The following is a 22,407-nucleotide window of genomic DNA, read 5'->3' on the forward strand; positions in this document are numbered from 1 at the left end:
TCCCTCCGGGAGAGGGCAGGGGTGAGGGCAGCAGCCTTCTGCCTCGCGCGGCGGTACTGATCCCCGTATGGAGATGCCTCGAGGAGACCCATGCGCCCCGAAGAAGCCCTCCGGTCCCTCTGGACCCTTGCCGCGCTCCCCGAGGAGGCCCTGGCCTTCGCCCGCCTGACCGGCGCCGACCCGGTGCTGCCTTCCTCCTTCGCCGTGGGCACGGCCGCGCAGGCCAGCATCGCCGCCGCCGCGCTCGCGGCCTGCGAGCTCGGCCATCTGCGTGGCACGCCGCGCCAGCAGGTCACGGTCGACATGTTGCATGCGGCGATGGAATGCACCGCCTGGTTCAGCCTGAACGGGCGGGTGCCGCCGCAGTGGGATCCCGTCTCGGGCCTCTACCGCTGCGCCGACGGCTGGGTGCGCGTGCATGCGAACTTCGCCCACCATCGCGAGGGGGCGCTGCGCCTGATGGGGCTGGACCCCTCGACGGCGCAGCGGGCCGACGCGGAGGCAGCCATGCGGGGCATGAAAGCGATCGATTTCGAGACCGCCGCGGCCGAGGCCGGGCTGGTCGCGACCGCGCTGCGCCGCTTCGACGAATGGGATGCGACGCCGCAGGGTCGGGCCATCGCGGCCCAGCCGCTGTTCGCCATCGAGCGCATCGGCGAAGCGCCGCCCCGGACGCTGGCGCCGCTGGCCGAATCGCAGCCGCCGCTCGCGGGCCTGCGCGTGCTGGATCTCACGCGCGTGCTGGCTGGCCCGGTCGGCTGCCGCGCGCTGGCGGCCTTCGGGGCGGATGTCATGATGGTCAACGCACCGCATCTGCCGAACATCGAGGCCATTGCGGACACCAGCCGAGGCAAGCTCTCGACGCATCTGGACTTGCGCCGCCAGGCCGGGCGGAGCTCGCTCGAGGAGCTGCTGGCCGAGGCGCACGTGTTCGTGCAGGGCTATCGGCCCGGCGGCCTGGCCGAATTGGGCTTCGGGCCCGAGCAGACGGCGCGGCGGCGCCCCGGCATCGTTCACGTCTCGCTCTCGGCCTACGGCTCGCACGGCCCCTGGGCACCGCGCCGCGGCTTCGATTCGCTGGTGCAGACGGCCATGGGCTTCAACCACGCCGAGGGCGAGGCGGCCGGGGCAGGCAAGCCGCGGCCCTTGCCGATGCAGATCCTCGACGAGGCGACCGGCTACCTGATCGCGATGGGCGCGGCGGCGGCGCTGTGGCGCCAGCAGCGCGAAGGCGGCAGCTGGCACGTCCGGGTCTCGCTGGCGCAGACCGGGCATTGGCTGCGCGGCCTGGGACGGATTCCGAGTGGATTCGAGGTGTCCAGTCCGAAGATCGAGCCTTGGCTGGAGAGTGCCGCTTCCGGCTTCGGCGAGCTGCGGAGCATGCGGCTCAGTGCACGGCTGGGCCGAACGCCGGTCGCGTGGCGGCGGCCTTCGATGCCGCCGGGCAGTCACCCGGCTCGCTGGCCTTGAGCATCAACGCGAGAGGGTCGCCACGATCATCGACAGACCGAAGCTGGAGAAGGTCATTGACAGGGCGACAAGCAGGATCTGGGTCTTGCGCGAGAGCTTGTGCCAGATCTCGACAGACCGCGCGGCGGTTTGGCGTAACACGGATTGAAGGGAGGCAGAGATGCGGGCCCTCTCGGGCGTCCGGTGATGCAGGGGCTGAAGGCCGGAATGCAGGTTGTCCAGCGAAGTGGCGGCGGCTGAGCTCATGACAATCTCCGATCAGTGGGGCGCGGAGAGCGATTCATCTCTTCCTGCGCATGATCGAAGTATTTGGTTTTCAGGATTTCGGCACATCGACCAGAGGAGCCAGTTCGGCCTAGGCAGAGGGCCAAGGCCGAAGGGCCATGGTCGGGGCCTAGGCTCAAGCCGGTGGCGTTGCCGCAGCGGCCGGCGTGAAGCCCGTCACGAGCTGCATGAGCTCGGCCCCGATGTTGACCACCTGGCTGTCGATCCCGGCGGGCAGGACCAGGCTGCAGGGGGCGTGGAAGCGTTGGGCCGCACCGTCGACCACGAGCTTGCCGTGGCCGGTGAGCACCAGGACGATCCGGGCACATTCGATCGGCTGAAGATCGACGCGCGCATCGATCTCGAGGACCTCCATCCAGAGCTCGAAAGGCGCAAAGCCCAGGCCCCGGTGGGCCGCGGCAAAGCGCTGCCGCCCTTCGGCGTGGAGGCGAGGCAGGGTGGAATGGTCGATGACATGCATGATTTGGGAACTTGTGACTGGCGCGTGCCCCGTCATCGCGAGGCGCGTCCGGATACTCTTGTCGGTCCGGTGCCAGTGTTCCCCGTCCAAGGCCGGGTGCATAGGCCAATCGAGAGCCAACGGCGAGCCAATGGGTTGGTTCCGCGGGGGTGTCCTTGGCCCTATAGTCCGGTCTCGGGCCGGAGGAACGATGCAGCGTGCGACTTTTGCTCAAACCAAGATCCAGCCGCCGCGATTTCGCGCCGGATTGATCGAGCGGGGCGGAGCTGGAACGCGGTACCAGGAGCAAAGGCGTGCTTGACGAGCCCACTGCGATCCACGCCCACACGCTCGCGCCAGCAAAGATCCGGCTTCCCCGCCCTCGCGCCCGACTGATCGAGCGCACTGACCTGGATCGCCGGCTTGGCGAGGCGCTGATCCGTCAGAGCCTGGTGCTTCTCGTCGCGCCGGCCGGGTTCGGCAAGACGGTGGCCTTGTCGCGCCAGCTGCAGCGGCTGCCGCCGGACCACGCCGTCGCCTGGGTGACGGCCGACGCCGACGACGACCTGCCGCGCCTGCTGTTGTGCCTGATCGAGGCGCTCGAGCCCTACGACCCGCCCTGGCGCATTGCGCCGGAGGCGCTGGCAGCGCTGGCCGCGAAGGACGACGGCCCGCGCAGCGTGGCCAAAATGATGCTGGACACGCTGGCAGCGACGGACGTCCAGCGCGGCCTGATCGCACTGGACGACCTGCATGCGGTGTCGGACGCACGCGTGTTCGCATTCCTCGACAGCCTGCTCGAAAGCCTTCCCATCAACTGGACCCTGGTGATCGCCACGCGCACGGAACCGCCGCTGGCTCTGGCGCGACTGCGCGTTCGCCGTGAGTTGGCCGAGTTCCGCCAGGATGTGCTGAGCTTTTCAATGGAGGAAGTTCGCAGCCTTCGCCAATCCATCACAGGGACCGACGACCCACAGGTGGCCCGAGGACTCTACGAGCGTACCGAGGGATGGCCGGCCGGCGTATGGCTGAGCGTGGACGCGACCGCCGGCCCCGGCGGGGTCGACCGGATCGGCAGCAGGCAGAGCAGGCGGCACCTTTTCGACTATCTGGCCAGCGAGGTGCTGGAGCAGATGCCGCAGGAGCTGCGCACCTTCCTGCTGCGCTGCTCGGTGCTGCCGGAGCTGACCGCCGGCCGCTGCGCCATGGTGAGCGGCAGCCCCCGGGCGGCCGAGTTGTTGGAGGACGTCGAGCGAGGAGGGCTGTTTGTCTCGGTGCTCCAGGGCGGGGAGCCCATCCTGCGGCTGCATGATCTGTTCCGCGACTTCCTGGATGAGAAGCTCGGGCAGCAACTGCCCCAGGAGGTGCCGCAGCTGTTGAGGCGTGCGGCGGAGTCCGAGCGAGATCCCGTTCGCCGGGTGAAGCTCTGGATGCGCGCCGGAGATTGGCCGCAGGCCGAGCAGGTCCTGGCGGATCTTGCGCCTGCACTTCTGACCGCAGGCGACAGCGCCCAGGTGGTGCGGCTCATCGAGCAGTTCCCGCAGCACAGGCGGGACGCATCGCCGGAACTGGCCTATGCCAGAGGCTTGTGTGCCTGGCAGGAATTCGAAGATCCTTCCGTCGTGAAGTGGATGGGCCGGGCGGCGCCGGGTCTGGAAAGGCTCGGCCGCCCCGGCGATGCGCAGGAGGCACGCCTCCTGGGGGCGATCTCGCTGCTTTTCATGGGGAGGCTCGAGGAAGCGAAGGCCCAGGCGCGGGCGGTCCCGGCCGAGCCCGCCAGGCGCGAAACGGCCGTGCTGATCGAGCTCTTCGAGCATTGGTGCAGCGCGATCTACGGTCCGTCGGCCGGGCCGGCCGGCCATCTGGCCAAGATGGCGGATCTGTTGGCGCACGATGCGCCTGCGCATCTCTGGCACCGTTGCATGCCTCGGATGTACATGATGATCGGTCGGGCCGGCGTGGCAGGCCCGATGCGGCGCTTCGTGGAAGGAGCGCACGCAGCCGCGCGCGATGGCAGCGAGCCTCTGCAGGCGGCGGCCACCGTGCTCGACACCTGGCTCGCCATGTGGCGGGGCGATCGCGAGGCCGCCCGCACGGCCATCGAGCGATTGCAGGAGCAGAGCCGATGGCTCGGCCAGCCGCGCAGCCTGTCCGTCCCTTTGCTGGCCGCGTTGGTGGTGTTTCACGCCATGAGCGGAGACAAGGAAGGCGTGCGCGCCGGGTGCGAGGCCCTTTTGTCCAACGCGGCCGCACCGACGCTCCACGCGGATTGGAAAACGAACGTCATCGCGTGGTCGGGACGCCAGTCGGCCGCTGCGGACGACTGGCCGCGCGTGCGCCAGGCGCTGCACGATCTGGGTGGGCTCGGCGGCACGACTGCGTTCCCGAAACTCAGCATGCAGGCGCTGGAGGCCCGGTACGCGCTGCACGAGGGACGCAACGAGGATGCGCTGCGAGCCCTGCGCCTTGTGGTCGAGGGCTCGGCCGACGTGGATCGTGTCGGCTTCGATGCGTTCGTGCGTGGGTGCCTGGCGGTGGCCGAACTGCGAGCCGGCTCACCGCCGGCAGCGCGGAGCGTGCTGGCCCCGTGGGGCGATGGCGTGGGTGCGGTGAGCGACGCCGGCGGCGCGCTGCTCTGCGGGCCTGCAGTGCTGGAGGAGTTGGCGCGTGCGCGCAGGGACTGCGAAGCACTGCAGGATCTGGCGGTTCTCGACGCCTGGTCGGAACTGGCAAGGCAATGGCGCGCCGGTCCATCGGAAGACCGCGTCACCGCGGGCGGCGCCAAAGGCCCCCTCAGCGCGCGAGAAACCGAAGTCCTGCAGTGCCTGGCCGCAGGGCAAAGCAACAAGCTGATTGCCCGGGCGCTGGATCTGAGCCCACACACCGTCAAGCGCCACATAGCGCGAATTCTGGACCGGCTCGATCTCTCATCGCGAGGGGAGGCTGCGGCCTGGTACCAGAGGAATTCGCGTCGCTGAGCGCGCCTTGCTGGCTGTCGGTGGGCAGCCAAACCGTGAAGCTTCACTCGGGCGGCAGCAGCACTGACCGCTGGGCTTCAACCGTCTCCCGCAGGAACTGCCACACCGCCTGCATCCGCGCCAGGTGCTTGTTCTCCGCGGGCATCGACATCCAGAAGGTGCGCGTGAAGTTCGCCTCGCCGGGCAGCACGGTGCGCAGCTGCGGATCGCGCTCGGCCAGGAAGGCGGGCAGCACCGCGATGCCGGCGCCGGCCGCCGTCGCCTGGTGCTGCGCCAGGATGCTGGTGCTGCGCAGCGCGAAGGCATCGGGGCGGTACAGCTCGTCCAGGTACTGCAGTTCCTTGCTGAAGAGCAAATCGTCCACGTAGCTGATGAAGGTGTGGCCGCGCAGGTCCTCGCGCGATGCGATGGGCGGATGTGATCCGAGGTAGTCGGCCGAGGCATAGAGGCGCAGCACGTAGTCCGTCAGCTTGCTCACCATGACGGGGCCGCGCGCCGGCCGCTCCAGCGAAATCACGATGTCGGCCTCGCGGCGCGACAGGTGGACCAGCCGCGGCATCGCCAGCAGGTCGATCAACAGCTTGGGATGCTGCTGCGCGAAGCGCGCCAGCCGGGGCGCCAGCACCATGGTGCCGAAGCCCTCGGTGGCGCCGATGCGCACCAGGCCCGAGAGGCCCGCCTGCGCAGCCGGCGCCGCGCTTTCCACCGCGAGGAAAGCCCCCTCCATCGCCTCCACCTGCGGCTGCAGCCGCCGGCCGGCCTCGGTGAGCCGATGGCCGCCGGCCTCGCGTGCGAAGAGGGCGCTGCCGATCTCCTTTTCCAGCGCCTGGATGCGCCGCGCCACCGTCGTGTGATCGACCGCCAGCCGGCGCGCCGCGCTCACCAGCGTGCCGGAGCGCGCCAGCTCCAGGAAAAAGCGCAGGTTGTCCCAGTCCATGCTTTGCAATTATGCAGATCCCGAGTGCGTATTTGTCTATTGCCATGGCAAAAGTGCAAAGCTAGCATCGGTCGCTGAGCCTTTACTCAGGAGACAAATCCATGGATGCCACCACCACGCCCGCGACCCAGGTCGCCACCGTCAAGCTCTTGATCGGCGGCAAGTTCGTCGAGTCGAAGACCAGCGAATGGCGCGATATCGTCAACCCCGCCACGCAAGAGGTCCTGGCGCGCGTGCCCTTCGCGACGCAGGCCGAGGTCGATGCCGCCGTGGCCTCGGCCCAGGACGCCTTCAAGACCTGGCGCAAGACCGCCATCGGCGCCCGTGCGCGCATCTTCCTCAAGTACCAGCAGCTGATCCGCGAGCACATGGGCGAGCTGGCCGCCATCCTCACCGCCGAGCAGGGCAAGACCCTGCCCGACGCCGAGGGCGACGTGTTCCGTGGCCTCGAAGTGGTCGAGCATGCGTCGAACATCGGCAACCTGCAGCTGGGCGAGCTGGCCAACAATGTGGCCGGGGGCGTCGACACCTACACGCTGCTGCAGCCCCTTGGCGTGTGCGCGGGCATCACGCCCTTCAACTTCCCGGCCATGATCCCGCTTTGGATGTTTCCGATGGCCATCGTCACCGGCAACACCTTCGTGCTGAAGCCTTCCGAGCAGGACCCGATGGTGACCATGCGCCTGTGCGAGCTGGCGCTCGAAGCGGGCATCCCGCCGGGCGTGCTCAACGTCGTGCATGGCGGCGAGGCGGTGGTCAACGCGATCTGCGACCACAAGGACATCAAGGCGATCTCCTTCGTCGGCTCGACCAAGGTCGGCACCCATGTCTACAACCGCGCCACGCTGGCCGGCAAGCGCGTGCAATGCATGATGGGCGCGAAGAACCACGCGATCGTCATGCCCGATGCGCACAAGGACCAGTCGCTCAACGCGCTGGTCGGCGCGAGCTTCGGCGCGGCGGGACAGCGCTGCATGGCGGTGTCGGTCGCGGTGCTGGTGGGCGAGGCGCGCAAGTGGATTCCGGACCTGGTCGAGAAGGCCAAGACGCTCAAGATCGGCGCCGGCACGGAGAAGGGCGTGGACGTCGGCCCGCTGGTGTCGTGTGCGGCCTATGAGCGCGTCACCGGCCTCATCGAGCGCGGCGTGGCCGACGGCGCCACGCTGGAGCTGGATGGCCGCAAGCCCGCAGTGCCGGGGTACGAGAAAGGCAACTTCGTCGGCCCCACCATTTTTTCCGGCGTGAAGCCCGGCATGACCATCTACGACCAGGAGATCTTCGGCCCGGTGCTGTGCGTGGCGGGCGCCGAGAGCATCGACGAGGCGATCGAGATGATCAACGCCAATCCGAACGGCAACGGCACCGCGATCTTCACGCAGTCGGGTGCGGCGGCGCGTCGCTTCCAGGAAGACATCGACGTCGGCCAGGTGGGCATCAACGTGCCGATCCCGGTGCCGGTGCCGATGTTCTCCTTCACCGGCTCGCGCGGCTCCAAGCTGGGCGACCTCGGCCCCTATGGCAAGCAGGTCATCATGTTCTACACGCAGACCAAGACCGTGACGGCGCGCTGGTTCGACGATGCCACCGCCCATGGCCTGAACACCACCATCAGCCTCAAGTAACCTCGGCTGCATGGACTTCGAACTTTCCGAGGAGCAGCGCGCCTTTGCGCAGACCGCGCGCGAGTTCGCGGTCGCGGAATTCGCTCCGCATGCCGCGCAGTGGGATGCGGAAGGCACCTTCCCGAAAGAAGCCATCGCGAAGGCCGGCGAGCTGGGCTTCTGCGGCCTTTATGCGCCCGAGAGCATCGAGGGCCTGGCACTGCCACGGCTCGACGCCACGCTGGTGTTCGAGGAGATGGCCGCGGTCGATCCGTCGACCACCGCCTTCATCACCATCCACAACATGGCGACCTGGATGCTCGGCACCTGGGGCGGGCCGGCGGTGCGCGAGCGCTGGGGAGCGGATCTGACGAGCGGGCGCAAGCTGGCGTCGTATTGCCTGACCGAGCCGGGCGCCGGCTCGGATGCCGGCTCGCTCAAGACGCGGGCCGAGCTGAAGGGCGGCGAGTACCTCATCAACGGCGGCAAGGCCTTCATCTCCGGCGCCGGCTCGACCGACGTGCTGGTGCTGATGGCTCGCACCGGCGGCGGCGGCGCCGGCGGGATCTCGGCCTTCGCGCTGCCCGCCGACGCGCCCGGCATCAGCTACGGCAAGAAGGAGCACAAGATGGGCTGGAACAGCCAGCCCACGCGCACCATCAATTTCGACAACGTGCGCATCCCGGCCGAGAACCTGCTGGGCAGCGAGGGCGAGGGCTTCCGAATCGCGATGAAGGGGCTGGACGGCGGCCGCATCAACATCGCGACCTGCTCGGTGGGCGCGGCGCAAGGCGCGCTCGATGCCGCGCGGCGCTACCTGCACGAGCGCCAGCAGTTCGGCAAGCCGCTCGCGAGCTTCCAGGCCCTGCAGTTCAAGCTGGCCGACATGGCGACCGAGCTGGTGGCCGCACGCCAGATGGTGCGGCTGGCGGCCAGCAAGCTCGATGCGGGCCATGCCGATGCGAGCACCTATTGCGCGATGGCCAAGCGCTTCGCGACCGATGCCGGCTTCGATGTCTGCAACGAGGCGCTGCAGCTGCACGGCGGCTACGGCTACCTGAGCGAATTCCCGCTGGAGCGGCTGGTGCGCGATGCGCGCGTGCACCAGATCCTCGAAGGCACCAACGAAATCATGCGCGTGATCGTCTCGCGCAAGCTGCTGGAGGGCGACAGCGACATCCGCTGAGCCCGCTTTCCCGATTCGACAACCCATGACCGACCCCGTAGTTCTCTTCGACGAAATCGACACCGCCGGCGGCAAGCGCTTCGGCATTGCCACTCTCAACGCGCCAGCCTCGCTCAACGCGCTGTCGGTGGCGATGGTGCGCCTGCTCACGCCGAAGCTGCGCGAATGGGCAGAACACCCCTCCGTGGCCGGCGTGCTGCTCCAGGCTGCGGGCGAGAAAGCCTTCTGCGCCGGCGGCGACCTGCGGCAGCTCTACCAGACGCTGCTGCAATGCGGCCCGGCGCGCAACACCTATGCGGAAGACTTCTTCCGGGAGGAATACGAGCTCGACTACCTGATCCACACCTTTCCCAAGCCCCTGTTGTGCTGGGGGCACGGCATCGTGATGGGCGGCGGCGTCGGCTTGATGGCGGGCGCCTCGCACCGGGTCGTGACGCTGCAGAGCCGCGTGGCAATGCCGGAAATCAACATCGGCCTTTACCCCGACGTCGGCGGCAGCTGGTTCCTGCGGCGCATGCCGGGACGTGTGGGCGTGTTCCTGGCACTGACCGCGGCGCCGCTCAACGCGGCCGATGCGATCTTCTGCGGCCTGGCCGACCTGGTGGTGCCGCAGGAGCGCAAGCCGCAGGTGCTGGAGGGCATCGCGGCCGCAGCCTGGAGCGGCGAGCTCGCGGCCGACCGTGCCACGCTGTCGCGCCTGCTGGCCGAGGCGGGCCGGGGCGCCGAGCGGCAGCCGTCGAAGGTGCGCGAGCATTTCGACGCCATCAACGACCTGATGGCCGGCGACGATCTGCTGGACATCGCGAAGCGCCTGCGCGCGCTGAAGTCGGAAGACCCCTGGCTGCAGACGGCCGCCCAGACCTTCGCCAAGGGCGCGCCGAGCACCGCCGCCGTCTCCTTCGCGCTGTGGCACCGCGTCAAGCACATGTCGCTGGCGGAGGTGTTCCGCCTCGAGTACTGGACTTCGCTGGGCTTCTGCGCGCACAAGGACTTCGCCGAGGGCATCCGCGCGCTGCTGATCGAGAAGGACCGCAATCCGAAATGGAACCCGGCCACGCTCGAGGAGATCACGCCGGAGTTCGTCGAGGACCACCTGCGCCCGCGCGGCGAGATGCCGCAAGAGCTGGCCCGGCTGGCCTGACTCCGCCCTGCACGCGCATTCACCAGAAAGAACGGAGACCCGCATGAAGATCGCATTTATCGGCGTGGGCCACATGGGCGGCCCCATGGCCCTCAACCTGCACAAGGCCGGCCACGTGCTCAGCGCCTTCGACCTCTCGGCCGAGGCTTGCAAGAAGCTCGCCGACGAAGGCGTGCCCATCGCCGCGTCCGCGGCCGATACGCTGGCCGGCGCCGAGGTGGTGATCAGCATGCTGCCTGCGAGCCAGCATGTGGACTCGCTCTACTTCGGCAGCGAGGGCCAGCCCGGGCTGCTGGAGCGCATTGCGCCCGGCACGCTCGTGATCGACAGCAGCACCATCGCCGCGGCGACCTCGCGCAAGCTGGCCCAGGCCGGCGCCAAGCGGGGCGTGGCGGTGATCGATGCGCCCGTCTCCGGCGGCACCGGCGGCGCGATCGCGGGCACGCTGACCTTCATGGTCGGGGGCGCCGCGGCCGACCTCGAGCGTGCGCGCCCGGTGCTGGAGAAGATGGGCGCCAACATCTTCCACGCCGGCGAGGCCGGCGCGGGCCAGACCGCCAAGATCTGCAACAACATGCTGCTCGGCATCCTGATGATCGGCACCTCGGAAGCCATCGCCCTGGGCGTGGCCAACGGGCTCGACCCCAAGGTGCTGTCGGAGATCATGCGCCGCAGCTCGGGCGGCAACTGGGCGCTCGAAAAGTACAACCCGCTGCCGGGCGTGATGGAGAACGCGCCGGCTTCCAAGGGCTATGCCGGTGGCTTCGGCACGGACCTCATGCTCAAGGACCTGGGCCTGGCGCAGGAGAACGCCGCCGCGGTGCGCGCTTCGACGCCGCTGGGCGGGTTGGCGCGCAACCTGTATGCGGCGCACAGCCTGGCGGGGCATGGGTTGCTGGATTTTTCGAGCGTGATCAAGCTGGTGCAGAAGGCCGGCTGAGCGCCAACAATTGCACGCACTCTGACTGTTACCTGGGCGACGCAGCGCCCAGGCGGCTTTGCGCGCGGTGGATTGCCTACGATCCGGCATCCCCGATCCGCGCACTCGCCGCATGAAGCATTTCCATCGACTCCTTCGCTCGAAGGCCCGCCTGACCCTCGCACTCGTCATCGCCCTGGCTGCACTCGCCGCCGCAGCCGTGTTTTTCCACCTGAACGACAGCGCGCCCGCTCGCCGGCTCGGCGGGCCGGCGCATGAGATGCGCCATGCGCCGGAAGGCTGGACCGCCGTCGAGAAGGACGGTTCCGACCTGCTGCGCGACCTGCGCACCGGCCAGGTCGGCGCCGTGGGTCTCGCGCCCAACGCGCTGCTCGTCTCCACCACCGCGGGCGAGCGCTACTTCGTGGTCGACGGGCGCGGCTCCTTTGCCGCCGTGGCCGTGGCCCAGGCCAAGGAAGGCGGCGCGCACCCGTTCCAGCTCGTCGTGCTGCCGGACAGCACCGTGGGCGCGCCTGCCGCGGACGACCGGACGCTCACGACCGCGCGCGACCTGGCCGGCATCTTCCTGCCTCTTTTGCTGATCGCCTTCGTGGTCTACACGATGCGCGATTCGATCGGCGGCAGCGCGAAGCTGGTCGAGGCGCCGGCCGGCATCGGCTTCGACCAGGTCATCGGCGCAGGCGAGGCCAAGCACGCGCTGCAGGACATCGTCGACTACCTGAAGGACCCCGGCCGCTATCGCGCGATCGGGGCGCGCGCTCCGTGCGGCGTGCTCATGCTCGGAGGCCCCGGGGTGGGCAAGACCTTGCTGGCGAAAGCGCTGGCCGGCGAATGCGGCGCGCGCTTCATCGCCACCAACGGCAGCGAATTCACCTCCAAGTTCTACGGCGTCGGCGTCCAGAAGGTCAAGAAGCTCTTCGAGACTGCCCGCAAGAATGCGCCCTGCATCCTGTTCATCGACGAGCTGGACGGCATTTCCAAGCGCACCTCGGCGGGCGCCGGGCCGGCCGAGTCGGAAAGCAACCGCATCATCAACCAGCTGCTGGTCGAGATGGATGGCTTCGCGGCCAACGAAGGCGTGATCGTGGTCGGCGCGACCAATCTGGAGGAACACATCGACGAAGCCCTGCTGCGCGAAGGCCGCTTCGACCGCCGCGTCCACGTCAAGCTGCCGGACGTGCGCGACCGCTCTGCGATCTTCAGGCTCTACGCCGGCAAGCTGCGCACCGAAGGCGCGATCGACCACGAGCAGCTCGCGCGGCTGACCACCGGGCTGTCGCCGGCCACCATCGCCCACATCGTCAACCATGCGGCCCTCGTGGCCGCGCGCGCGGACAGCCGGGCCGTCACGATGGGCCATCTGATGGAAGCCATCGAGACCACGCGCATCGGCGAGCTCAATGGCGCGCAGCGCGCGCTCGGCGAGCGCGAGCGCCGCTACATCGCGGTGCACGAAGCCGGCCATGCGCTGGTCTCGGCGGTGCTGGGCTACGGCAAGGTGGAGAAGGTCACCATCCTGCCGCGCGGCGGCGCGCTGGGCGTCACGCTCGTCACGCAGGAGGAAGACCAGACGCTGGTGCTCAAGAGCGACATGGAGAAACACATCCAGATGCTGCTGGGCGGGCGCAACGCCGAGCTGGCCGTCTTCGACGAGGCGTCGAGCGGGGCCAGCCAGGACCTGCAGCAGGCCTCCAAGCTGGCGCTCGACATGGTGGGGCGCTACGGCTTCGGGCAGGACGGCACGCTCTTCAGCATCGGCGCACTCCCGGCGCAGCATGCGTCCCGGCAGATCGCGGCCGCGGTGCGCCAGGCCAATCAGCTGCTCGAGGGGTTGAATCTCCAGTGCCAGCAGCTCATGCGCGCGCATCGCCGCGCGCTGGACGCGCTGACCGAAGAGCTGCTGGTCCACGAGACGGTGTCCGGCGAGCGGGTGCTGGAGCTGGTCGGCCAGCGCGCGGCCGTGGCGCTCGTCGCCTGAGGGCGTTCACAGCAGCGCGATCCCCGGCAGGCTCTTGAAGCAGGTCTCCCGCGTGATCCGCACGAAGTCCTCCAGCCAGGGCCTGGTCGAGGTCGATGCGGTGCAGGCCATGTGCAGCTCCCCCGTGAGCCCTTTCCTGCCCACCGGCCGGGCCGTGACGTAGCCCCGGTCCAGGTAGTTCTGCACCGCCCACAGCGGCAGCGCCGCGATGCCGCGGCCGCTGGCCACCAGCTGCAGCATCGCGACCGTGAGCTCGGTCGTGCGGCGCTGCGCGGGCTCGACGCCGGCCGGTGCCAGCACCTGGCGCACGATGTCGAGCATCTCGTCGGGCACGGGGTAGGTGATCAGCGTCTGGTCCGCGAAATGGCGCGCCGTGAGGTAGGGCTTGGCCGCCAGCGGATGCTCGTTGGCCACCAGCGCCATGATCTCGAAGCGGAAGAGGGGGTGGTAGTCCACCGTCTCCGCGGCATCCTGCTCGGAGACGATGGCCACTTCGGCGCGCTTCTGCAGCACCAGCGCGATCGGGTCCGGGTGGAAGCCGGAAACGATGTCCAGCTCGATCTCGGGCCAGCGCGTGCGGAACGCGTCCATGGCCGGCATCAGCCAGTCGAAGCAGGTGTGGCACTCCACCACGATGCGCAGCTGGCCGGCGCCGCCTTGCGCCAGCCGCGAGACGTCGCGCTCCGCTTCCTCGACCAGCGGCAGCGCGGCGTCGGCCAGCTGCAGCAGGCGCAGGCCGGCGCCGCTGAACTGGGGCGGCACGGACTTGCGCTCGAACAATGCCGCCTCGTAGCGCTCCTCGAGCAGCTTGATCTGGTGCGACAGCGCCGACTGCGTGAGGTTGAGCAACTGGGCCGCGCGCACCAGGCTGCCGGTGTCGCGCAGCGCGACGAGGGTGCGCAGGTGGCGGATCTCGAGAACGGATTGGGCCATGAACAAAATTCAAGTTGAACGGCAAAAGCTTTCGTTTGAATCATAGGCCAGGAAGGCCGACCATCGGGGGATGACACGCATCCACACCCTCGGCTTCCCGCGCATGGGCGCGCAGCGCGAACTCAAGTTCGCCCTCGAACAACACTGGCGCGGCGAGATCGACCGCGAGGCCCTCGAAGCGGCCGGCCGCGAGCTGCGCCGGCGCCACTGGCAGGCCCAGCGCGACGCCGGCCTGGAGTTCGTGACCGTGGGCGACTTCGCCTTCTACGACCATGTGGCCAACCACATCCAGCTCTTGGGCTGCGAGCCGGCGCGCTTCGACTTCAAGGGCGACGAGCCCGAGCTCTCTCGCTACTTCACGATGGCGCGCGGCGTTGCGGCCGAGGTGCACGACCACCCCGGCTGCGCCCATGGCGAGCACGGCCGCTTCGCCCTGGAGATGACCAAGTGGTTCGACACCAACTACCACTACCTGGTGCCGGAGTTCTCGCCGCATACGCGCTTCGGCCTGGCGTCGGTCCGGCTCTTCGACGAGGTCGCCGAGGCACAGAAGGCCGGCCACGCCGTCAAGGCCGTGCTGCTCGGGCCGTTGAGCTTTCTGTGGCTGGGCAAGGAGAAGCAGGCCGGCTTCGACCGCTTCAGCCTGCTCGAATCACTGCTGCCGGTCTACGGGCAGGTGCTGGCGCGCCTGAAGGCGCAGGGCGTGGAATGGGTGCAGATCGACGAGCCCATCCTGGGCCTGGACCTGCCCGAAGCCTGGCGCCAGGCCTTCGAGCGCGTCTACTGGCAGCTCGCGCGCAATGCGCCGAAGCTGCTGCTGGCCACGTATTTCTCGCCGCTCGCGGACAACCTGCGCCTGGCCTGCCAGCTGCCCGTGGCCGGCCTGCACGTCGATGCGGTGCGCGCGCCCGACGAGCTCACCGGCGTGGCCGACTGGCTGCCGGCGCACAAGGTGCTGTCGGTCGGCATCGTCGACGGCCGCAACATCTGGCGCGCCGACCCCGATGCCGCGCTCGCTCGCCTGCGGCCGGTCGCCGCCAAGCACCGGGGCGAGCTGTGGATCGCGCCTTCGTGCTCGCTGCTGCACGTGCCTTTCAGTCTGGCCGCGGAAGACCGGCTCGACCCCGAGTTGAAGTCCTGGCTGGCTTTCGCGGTCGAGAAGCTGGGCGAGCTGCGCGTGCTGCGCGCCGTGCTCGATGGCGAGGAGGAGGGCGTCGCAGCCGCGCTCGCATCCGCCCGCGCCGCGGTCGCAGCGCGCCGCGCCAGCCCGCGCGTGCATCGGGCGGACGTGGCCTTGCGCCTCGCGCGCCGCGTGGCCGGCGACGATCGCCGCGCTTCACCCTTCGCCGAACGCCAGGCCGTGCAGCGGATTCGCTTCGCGCTGCCGCCGCTGCCCACCACCACCATCGGCTCCTTTCCACAGACGGCGCAGATCCGCGCCGCGCGCGCCGCCTTCAAGCGCGGCGAGCTCGATGGCGCCGGCTACCGCGAGAAGATGCGCTCCGAGATCGCGCTCGCCGTGCGCAAGCAGGAAGCGCTCGACATCGATGTGCTGGTGCACGGCGAGGCCGAGCGCAACGACATGGTCGAGTACTTCGGCGAGCAGCTGGACGGCTTCGCCTTCACCGCCAATGGCTGGGTGCAGTCCTACGGCTCGCGCTGCGTCAAGCCGCCCATCGTCTTCGGCGACGTCGCGCGCCCGGCGCCGATGACGGTCGAGTGGACCGCCTATGCGCAAAGCCTCACGCCGCGGCCGATGAAGGGCATGCTGACCGGCCCCGTCACCATCCTGCAGTGGTCCTTCGTGCGCGACGACCAGCCGTGCAGCGTCACCACCGAGCAGATCGCGTGGGCGATTCGCGACGAGGTGGTCGACCTGGAGCGCGCCGGCATCGGCATCATCCAGATCGACGAGCCGGCCATCCGCGAGGGCCTGCCGCTGCGCCGGGCCGGCTGGAAGGCCTACCTGGAGGGTGCCACGCGCGCCTTCCGCATCAGCGCCTCGGGCGTGGGCGACCGCACGCAGATCCACACCCACATGTGCTATTCGGAGTTCAACGACATCCTGCCGGAAATCGCGGCCATGGATGCCGACGTGATCACCATCGAGACCAGCCGTTCCGACATGGAGTTGCTGCGCGGCTTCGGCGACTTCGAGTACCCCAACGAGATCGGCCCCGGCGTCTACGACATCCACTCGCCGCGCGTGCCGGCGGTCGAGGAGATGGTGCGCCTCATGCGCAAGGCCGCGGCGGTGGTGCCGCCGTCGAAGCTGTGGGTCAACCCGGACTGCGGGCTGAAGACGCGCGGATGGGCCGAGACCGAGGCGGCGCTGGTGAACATGGTGGCGGCGGCGAAGCTGTTGCGGCGGGAGCTTGCGCAGCCGGCCTGAGAAAGTGAGTCATTCGAGCAGCGTCATGATCTACGCTGCCGCGCTGCTGCCGCATCGCCAATCGCCTCGTTCATGGCCTTGATGCCGACAGGCTTGGCAACGCGCCCGGCAAAGCGTCCCTTGAGTGTCTTGACGTCGGTCTTGAGTGGAACCAGCTTGAATCCGTCGCCTTCAGGAACGAAGTCGACCTTGGGGGACAGCGGCATCCCGGGCAGTCTGTCGAAAGGGGGGCGCGTGCTATCCTTTTTCGAATCTGGACGACTGTCCCAGACTGTCCCAAACCCCCCTCTTCAGTCATGGCTTCACAACGGGAAAAGCAGGCCGATCGCGTTCCGCGCACACGCGTCGACAAGTTCGCCGAGCGGCGCGCCGAGCTCGGCGAGGCCGCGTTGCAGACCCTGGCGGCGCTGGGCTACGCGCGCACCAGCCTGCGCGAGATCGCGCAGAACTCGGTGTTCTCGCATGGCGTGCTGCACTACTACTTCAGCGACAAGGTCGACCTGATCGTGTGCAGCGTGCGCCAGTACAAGGCGCGCTGCGTCACGCGTTACGACCGCGTCACGGCCGATGCATCGAGCTACGACGAGATGATGGAAGGCTTCGTGCGCGCACTGGGCGACACCCTGCGCGACGAGGCCCACATGCACCGGCTGTGGTACGACCTGCGCGCGCAGGCGCTGTTCGAGGAGGCCTTCCGCGCCGATGTCGCGGCCATCGACAAGAGCCTCGAGAACTTGGTCCTGCGGATCATGAACCGCTTCTCGGAACTGGCCGATGCGCCGCTGGCGCTGGCGCCCTCGGTGCTCTATGCCTTGTTCGACGGGCTGTTCCAGCAATACCTGCTGCGACACCTGTCGGGTGACGAAGATGCCGTGGAGGCGCTGCGCGAAGACGCGCGCACGGCGATCGACACGCTGTTCGGCGTGGCCGTGCACGCCGGGTAGCGATTCGCAACGATCGGAAACAAGCCGCGCATCGCCCTCGAGCACGCGGGCGGCAACTAATAGCCCAGCTGCAGCGGATTGCGCCTGGCCACGTCACGCCGCGTCTGCTCGCGCACCGCGTTGCAGTGCGGGTGACGGGCGTACTGCGCCTTGGCGCACTGCGCCGCCTCGCAACGCGCTGCCGCGATGAAGTTGAGGTGCGCGCAAGCGGGACGCGGGTCGCTCGCGCTGGGGCGCGAAACGATCTTGCGCGACTCTTCCGTCCGCACGGTCTGCGCGTCGTTGGCGCGGCGCGGCGGCGGCGTCACCTGCACCCATTCGCGCTGCCGCGCGGGGCCGGGGGTGACGAAGCTCTCGGTCGGGTCCAGTGCCTCCGCGGGGCGCACGGGCTCGGCAGGCGGGAGCTTCTCGTGGTCCAGGGGCGCCATGGGCGGTGTCGCTGCACGCACTTGTGCTGCCGGCGGCGATGCGGCGGCAACGACGGCGGGCGGGCCGGGTGCGGGATTCGCCGGCACCTTGCGCGTCACATAGGCATACCAGCTGACGAAGGCGGTGGTGATCAGCACCGACAGCACGGCGAAGCGGACCCAGAAGGCGCGCGTCTCGATCGGCAGCATGCCGGGTACCGGCGCATCGGGCGGCGGCGCATGCGGCGGTGTCTTCAGCGCCTTCATGCTCTGGAGCGCCGACGGGCCGGTGGCCGTGAACGCGGGCAGCTTGGCCGCGCAGCCCTTGCAGAATTTCGCGCTCTCGCGGTTCTCCGTGCCGCACTGGTCGCAGACCACATGCATTTCAGATCTCCCGCGCCAGCCCCCGTGCAGTCAGCAGGGCCTTGAGCCGCCGCACTTCGTGCTGCAGGTCGAGGATCAACGCCGCCGCGTCGAGCCCGACGCCGAAGTCGCGTTCGAGCCGGCGCGCATCGAGCGCGCATTGCAGGTCGGCGCTGTGGAAACACCAGTCGTCCGGCCGCTCGGCCGGGCTGCGCACCTCGACGATGCCGACCTCGACCAGCTGCACGACCCAGTCGATCTCGGCGCCGCATGCGTGCGCGAGCTCCCCGGCGCGCAGCGGATGGGCGGCGCCCAGCGTGATGGTGTCGGAGGAGGGATTGGCCATGTCGTCACACTCCCAGATGGTGGCGCGGATCGTAAGGGGCGGCCTGCGCCAGCTGCTCGTAGGCCGTGCGCGCGGCTGCGGTATCGGCCGGCGGCAGCGCGATGTCCAGCAGCAGGTAGAGGTGGCCCGGCGGCTGGCCCGGCAGGCCGCGCTCCTTGAGCCGCAGCTTGAGACCGCTGCGGGCGCTGCGCGGCACCGTGACCTCGACCACGCCGCCGCCGGGCGTGGGCACCTTCACCTGCGCGCCCAGCGCGGCTTCGGTCGGCGTGACCGGCAGCGTCATGTACAGGTCGCGGCCTTCGATGCGGTAGAGCTTGTGCGGCGCGATGCGCACCTCGAGGTACAGGTCGCCCGCCGGTTCGCCGCCATGGCCCGGCATGCCCTGGCCCGCGAGGCGGATGTACTGGCCCGGATGCACGCCCGGCGGGATCTTCACGCTGAGCGTGCGGGTCTTCCACTGGGGCCGGCCCTGCATGTCGAGCTCCTGCGAGCGCAGGGTGATCTCGCGCTCGGCACCCTTCAGGGCGTCTTCCAGCGCGATCTCGATGGCGGCATGGTGGTCCTCGCCGCGTGCGCGGTACTGGCGGCGCTCGGCGCTGCGCCGCTCGGCGGCGCCGAAGAGCGAGGAGAAGAACTCGCTGAACTCGGCATGGTCCGCCGGCCCCTGGCCGGGCCGGCGGTGGAACTCGAAGCCCTCGTCCCAGCCCGGCGGCGGCTGGAAGCCCTCGCCGGGACCGGCGCCCGCGTAACGGCCCTGCGCGACCTGGTCGGCCAGCGCGTCGTAGGCGGCGCGCTTTTCCTTGTCGCGCAGCACGTCGTTGGCCTCGTTGATCTCGCGCATGCGCCGGTCGGCGTCAGGCTCCTTGCTGACGTCCGGGTGGTACTTGCGCGCCAGCTTGCGGTAGGCCTTGCGGATGTCCTCGTCCGACGCGTTGCGCTCGACGCCGAGCGCCTGGTAGTAGTCTTTGAAATCCATATTCGGTGAGGGGTGGCTTCGTGGAACCGCCCAGGGAAGGCCTCAGGCGACGGCCGCTCCACCCCCCGCATGGTGCAGGAGCGGCTTCACCGCCCATGTAGGACCGCTTCGCTCGAAACGCAAGGGCTGGGCGTTGCCGAGCACGCCGAGGTCCAGCGGCACGCCCAGCGCCGCCGCCAGCACGAAAAGCGAGCCTCCATGCGCCACGATCAGCACCGGCGCCGGGTGGGCCAGCGCCGCCTCCAGCGCGGCGCGCTTGCGCGCGACGAACTGGGGCAGGGTTTCGCCGCCTTCGGGTTCGCAGGCCCAGTCCAGCTCGGCGGAAGAGCTGCCGATCAGCGCGCCGAAGTTGCGCTCGCGCAGGCCCTCGAAGCGCAGCGGCGCCATGCCCAGGCCGGTCGCGACCGCGTGCGCCGTGTCGAAGGCGCGCCGGGCGTCGCTGCAGACCACGCTGCGGATCGGCTCGCCCGCCAGCCGCTCGGCCGCCCGCGCCGCCTGCGCCAGGCCGAGCTCGCTCAGCGGCGCATCGACCGCCTGGAAGATGCGCTGCGCGTTGCCCGCGGTCTGGCCGTGGCGCAGGAAGTAGAAGTGGTCGCAGGCCGGCGCCAGCGGCGGGGCCGCGGCCAGGTCGATCAGTCGGGCAAGGCCGTCTTGCATGCGTGTCCTCAGTAGGCGAGTCGAAGTGGAGCGCCGACCCGCTGGGCCTCGATGTCGGCACGGTGGAAGGGCAGGGGATGCCACTGCTTTGCCGCGAACAGCGGCAGCTGGTCGTAGGCGTAGGCCGAGGCCGGATCGCTGCTCTGGCCGTAGGTCAGGATGGCTTGCGCGACCGGCCCGCGCTCGTCGAAGCCCACCACCTGCAGGTAGCTGCTGCCGAAGTTGATGTCGTAGCCCTTCGGATCGATCAGCGACTGGCCCTGGCTCTCCACCTTGTTGAGCACGCCCTCGAACTCGTCGCCGCCATGGATCGCGATCTTCCGCCCCCGCACGATGCGGGCCTGGACCTCGCCGAGCGGCACGTCGGCCGCGAAGCCGGCGGTGCGCACGATGCCGACCGCCTCGCCCAGCGCCTTGAAGACGGCGTCGCGCGTCGCCGGCGTGGCCATGTCCAGGCCGGCCGGCGTGACCACCGGCCGGGCCGGGTCGAAGGGCACGCGCCAGACCTTGGGCACGTTCCTGGCCTTGCGCCAGAACTCGCGGAACAGCGGCGCGCCCTTCGAGGTGCTGTTGCTGGTGCGGTCCCAGGCGGCGAGCACGCGGCAGCCCAGCGCCTGGTCGGACGTGAGTGCGGTGGCATTGGCGCTGCAGGCGGCCGCCAGGTCGTCCATCACCAGCATGCCGGCCAGGTTGCGGTCGCGGAAGATCACGCTGCGAAGCTCGGCCGCGCCCATCCGGTTGCCCGGCAGGCCATCGGTGCCGGCCAGCCGCGCCTCGATCTCCTGGATGCCGCTGCGCGTGCGCAGCCGCTGCGGCGTGCCGACGAAGCCGACCAGCGGCGAGATGCCGGCGGGCGGCGCGATGCGCGGGTTGGCAAGCCAGAAGCTGTCGTTGCTGTTCTGCACCCAGTCCTGCGTGACGATCACGGGCATGCGCTGCGGCGGCGTCACGCCGGGCATGGCAGCGGCTGCGTCCCGGGTCCAGGCGCAGGCCGAGCGTGAGCCATCGAGCACCGCCAGTCCTGCGGCGTTGAGCAGCGCGGCAGCGCGGGGCGAGGGCGCACAGGACTTCAGCATCTCGGCCGAGACATCGGGCACCACCGAAAGATCGGCATACAGGGCGTTGCCTTCGCGGTCCGCTGCGATGGTGTTGACCCATGGCATGCCCTGGTTGCCCATCGCGGCGCGCAGCTCGCCGACGTTGCGCGCCACGGCCATGTTCATCCAGCTCTGGGCCGAGCGCGCGTTCTGCGTGTTGGCATCGCGGACGGCATAGGCAGTGCCGGTGGTCCAACCCAGCCCGGCGCGCGGCAGCCCGACGACCGGCCCCCACTCGGTGCCGTAGAAGGTCTTCTGCACCGGCGCGGTGCCGTCCGTCGCGGGCAGCACCACCGTCTTCGCCGTCATCTTGCGGCGCTGGCCGTCGACGAGGTAGACCGTCGGATCGTCCGGGTCGAGCTTGAGCTCGTACAGCGTGAAGCGCTTGCCGGTCGAGACCGTATGCGTCCAGGCCACGTCCTTGTTGAAGCCGATCACGACGAAGGCGTTCGGGCCGATGGTGACGCCCATCACGTCGAGCTTGCCGGGGATGGTGAGGTGCATCTCCCAGAAGCGGTTGACGCCGGTCCACGGGAAATGGGGATTGCCCAGCACCAGGCCGCGGCCGTCGGGCGTGGCGTTGCGGCCGAAGGCCCAGCCGTTGGAGCCGAGCTCGCCGCCTTCAGGGTCGGCGGTGGCACCGTGGCGCGCGATTTCGGCGACGGCCTGTTCCAGCGGCACGGGCGCCTCGCCGGTTCGCGTGCCGGGAGCAGGGGGCGCGGTCGCGAGCACCGCCCCGGCCAGCGCGCCGAAGCCGACCTGGATCATCGCCAGCTCGGTGCCGCGGGCGACATCGGACGGCGTCATCGGCCGCACCCAGGGCTTGTTGCGGCAAGCCTCGGGCAGGCCGGCCGGCCCGGTGTCCTGCAGGTAGCGGTTGTAGCCGGCGACGTAGCCGCGCAGCGAGGCCTTGGCCTCCTCGCTGGTCGCCGCGGCTGCACGCGCCAGCGCGGCATCGTCCATGTGGAAGCGCACGAAGAGGTCGATCTGCGCGTTCGGCAGCCGTCCCAGGCCCAGATCGCCCATGGCCTGCGGGCCGAGGAACATCGAGCGCTCGCCGCGCACGGTCAGCAGGTGCTCGGCGCTCTGGCAGATGTTGTCCTGCGCGTAGGCGTAGGCGACGCCGTAGGCGATGCCTTCGTAGTCCGGCGCGGAGATGTGGGCGATGCCGTGGGTGGTGCGTTCGATGGTGACGCTGCGTGCGCCAGGTGCGGGCGTCGTCGCGCAGGCACTGAGCAGGGCCGCGAGAGCGACGGCGATGGCCTGAGGTGCGCAGCGGAAGGCGGATGTCATGTTCAACGGTTCGTTGGCGGAACGTGCTGCAGATTAGAGGTCGC

Annotated in this window: 19 protein-coding genes; 9 read left to right on the forward strand and 10 right to left on the reverse strand. The window is 69.6% G+C overall.

The window, feature by feature from the left end; all coding sequences use genetic code 11:
* Positions 1-90 precede the first annotated feature (90 nt).
* A complete protein-coding gene (locus tag AC3A6Y_RS11470; protein WP_487868344.1) occupies positions 91-1,470 on the forward strand; it encodes a CoA transferase in 1,380 nt (459 codons plus the stop codon).
* A gap of 3 nt (positions 1,471-1,473) precedes the next feature.
* On the opposite strand, the gene AC3A6Y_RS11475 is transcribed toward AC3A6Y_RS11470, so the two are convergent.
* Positions 1,474-1,716 (reverse strand): hypothetical protein, encoded by a 243-nt coding sequence (locus AC3A6Y_RS11475; RefSeq protein WP_487868345.1) that lies wholly within the window; start codon positions 1,714-1,716, stop codon positions 1,474-1,476.
* A gap of 154 nt (positions 1,717-1,870) precedes the next feature.
* Positions 1,871-2,215 carry a hypothetical protein gene (locus AC3A6Y_RS11480; protein ID WP_487868346.1) on the reverse strand — a complete coding sequence of 115 codons (345 nt, stop codon included), beginning with the start codon at positions 2,213-2,215 and terminating at the stop codon, positions 1,871-1,873.
* Between the two features lie 293 nt (positions 2,216-2,508).
* Between AC3A6Y_RS11480 and AC3A6Y_RS11485 the strand changes: the two genes are divergently transcribed.
* Complete coding sequence (locus tag AC3A6Y_RS11485; protein ID WP_487868347.1) at positions 2,509-5,172, forward strand: winged helix-turn-helix domain-containing protein; 2,664 nt, start codon at positions 2,509-2,511, stop codon at positions 5,170-5,172.
* Between the two features lie 43 nt (positions 5,173-5,215).
* On the opposite strand, the gene AC3A6Y_RS11490 is transcribed toward AC3A6Y_RS11485, so the two are convergent.
* Positions 5,216-6,109 (reverse strand): LysR family transcriptional regulator, encoded by an 894-nt coding sequence (locus AC3A6Y_RS11490; protein ID WP_487868348.1) that lies wholly within the window; start codon positions 6,107-6,109, stop codon positions 5,216-5,218.
* 101 nt (positions 6,110-6,210) lie between these two features.
* On the opposite strand from AC3A6Y_RS11490, the gene AC3A6Y_RS11495 reads away from it, so the two are divergent.
* The 5 genes from AC3A6Y_RS11495 (at position 6,211) to AC3A6Y_RS11515 (ending at position 12,955) form a co-directional block, all read left to right on the forward strand.
* Complete coding sequence (locus AC3A6Y_RS11495) at positions 6,211-7,731, forward strand: CoA-acylating methylmalonate-semialdehyde dehydrogenase (protein WP_487868349.1); 1,521 nt, start codon at positions 6,211-6,213, stop codon at positions 7,729-7,731.
* 10 nt (positions 7,732-7,741) lie between these two features.
* A complete protein-coding gene (locus AC3A6Y_RS11500) occupies positions 7,742-8,896 on the forward strand; it encodes an acyl-CoA dehydrogenase family protein (RefSeq protein ID WP_487868350.1) in 1,155 nt (384 codons plus the stop codon).
* Between the two features lie 25 nt (positions 8,897-8,921).
* The gene (locus AC3A6Y_RS11505) at positions 8,922-10,037 is read left to right on the forward strand and encodes an enoyl-CoA hydratase/isomerase family protein (protein ID WP_487868351.1); all 1,116 of its coding nucleotides are present in this window, start codon (positions 8,922-8,924) and stop codon (positions 10,035-10,037) included.
* Between the two features lie 43 nt (positions 10,038-10,080).
* Positions 10,081-10,977, forward strand: a complete 897-nt coding sequence (mmsB, locus tag AC3A6Y_RS11510) for a 3-hydroxyisobutyrate dehydrogenase (protein WP_487868352.1) — start codon at positions 10,081-10,083, stop codon at positions 10,975-10,977.
* Positions 10,978-11,089: 112 nt separating this feature from the next.
* The gene (locus AC3A6Y_RS11515; protein WP_487868353.1) at positions 11,090-12,955 is read left to right on the forward strand and encodes an ATP-dependent metallopeptidase FtsH/Yme1/Tma family protein; all 1,866 of its coding nucleotides are present in this window, start codon (positions 11,090-11,092) and stop codon (positions 12,953-12,955) included.
* 6 nt (positions 12,956-12,961) lie between these two features.
* Here AC3A6Y_RS11515 and AC3A6Y_RS11520 read toward each other — a convergent pair whose 3' ends face one another.
* Positions 12,962-13,888, reverse strand: coding sequence for a LysR family transcriptional regulator (locus AC3A6Y_RS11520; protein ID WP_487868354.1), 927 nt, complete (start codon positions 13,886-13,888; stop codon positions 12,962-12,964).
* A 70-nt stretch (positions 13,889-13,958) separates the two neighbouring features.
* On the opposite strand from AC3A6Y_RS11520, the gene metE reads away from it, so the two are divergent.
* Positions 13,959-16,280: a 5-methyltetrahydropteroyltriglutamate--homocysteine S-methyltransferase gene (gene metE, locus AC3A6Y_RS11525; protein WP_487868355.1), complete on the forward strand. Its 2,322-nt coding sequence runs from the start codon at positions 13,959-13,961 to the stop codon at positions 16,278-16,280.
* Between the two features lie 23 nt (positions 16,281-16,303).
* Here metE and AC3A6Y_RS11530 read toward each other — a convergent pair whose 3' ends face one another.
* A complete protein-coding gene (locus AC3A6Y_RS11530; RefSeq protein ID WP_487868356.1) occupies positions 16,304-16,486 on the reverse strand; it encodes a hypothetical protein in 183 nt (60 codons plus the stop codon).
* A 90-nt stretch (positions 16,487-16,576) separates the two neighbouring features.
* Between AC3A6Y_RS11530 and AC3A6Y_RS11535 the strand changes: the two genes are divergently transcribed.
* Positions 16,577-17,224: a TetR/AcrR family transcriptional regulator gene (locus AC3A6Y_RS11535; RefSeq protein WP_487868357.1), complete on the forward strand. Its 648-nt coding sequence runs from the start codon at positions 16,577-16,579 to the stop codon at positions 17,222-17,224.
* Between the two features lie 56 nt (positions 17,225-17,280).
* Here the strand turns inward: AC3A6Y_RS11535 and AC3A6Y_RS11540 are convergent, their stop codons facing one another.
* Genes AC3A6Y_RS11540 through AC3A6Y_RS11560 form a run of 5 tightly spaced genes read right to left on the reverse strand, consistent with a single transcriptional unit; the run spans position 17,281 to position 22,363 of the window.
* Positions 17,281-18,015: a hypothetical protein gene (locus AC3A6Y_RS11540; protein ID WP_487868358.1), complete on the reverse strand. Its 735-nt coding sequence runs from the start codon at positions 18,013-18,015 to the stop codon at positions 17,281-17,283.
* Between the two features lies 1 nt (position 18,016).
* Entirely contained in the window at positions 18,017-18,340 is a 324-nt protein-coding gene (locus AC3A6Y_RS11545) for a chaperone modulator CbpM (RefSeq protein ID WP_487868359.1), read from the reverse strand.
* Positions 18,341-18,344: 4 nt separating this feature from the next.
* On the reverse strand, positions 18,345-19,316 hold the full coding sequence (locus AC3A6Y_RS11550) for a DnaJ C-terminal domain-containing protein (protein WP_487868360.1): 972 nt from the start codon (positions 19,314-19,316) through the stop codon (positions 18,345-18,347).
* 42 nt (positions 19,317-19,358) lie between these two features.
* Positions 19,359-19,973, reverse strand: a complete 615-nt coding sequence (locus tag AC3A6Y_RS11555; RefSeq protein WP_487868361.1) for a histidine phosphatase family protein — start codon at positions 19,971-19,973, stop codon at positions 19,359-19,361.
* Between the two features lie 8 nt (positions 19,974-19,981).
* Positions 19,982-22,363, reverse strand: a complete 2,382-nt coding sequence (locus AC3A6Y_RS11560) for a penicillin acylase family protein (protein ID WP_487868362.1) — start codon at positions 22,361-22,363, stop codon at positions 19,982-19,984.
* Positions 22,364-22,407: the final 44 nt, after the last annotated feature.

Source organism: Variovorax sp. Soil_C_17 (assembly GCF_057657265.1).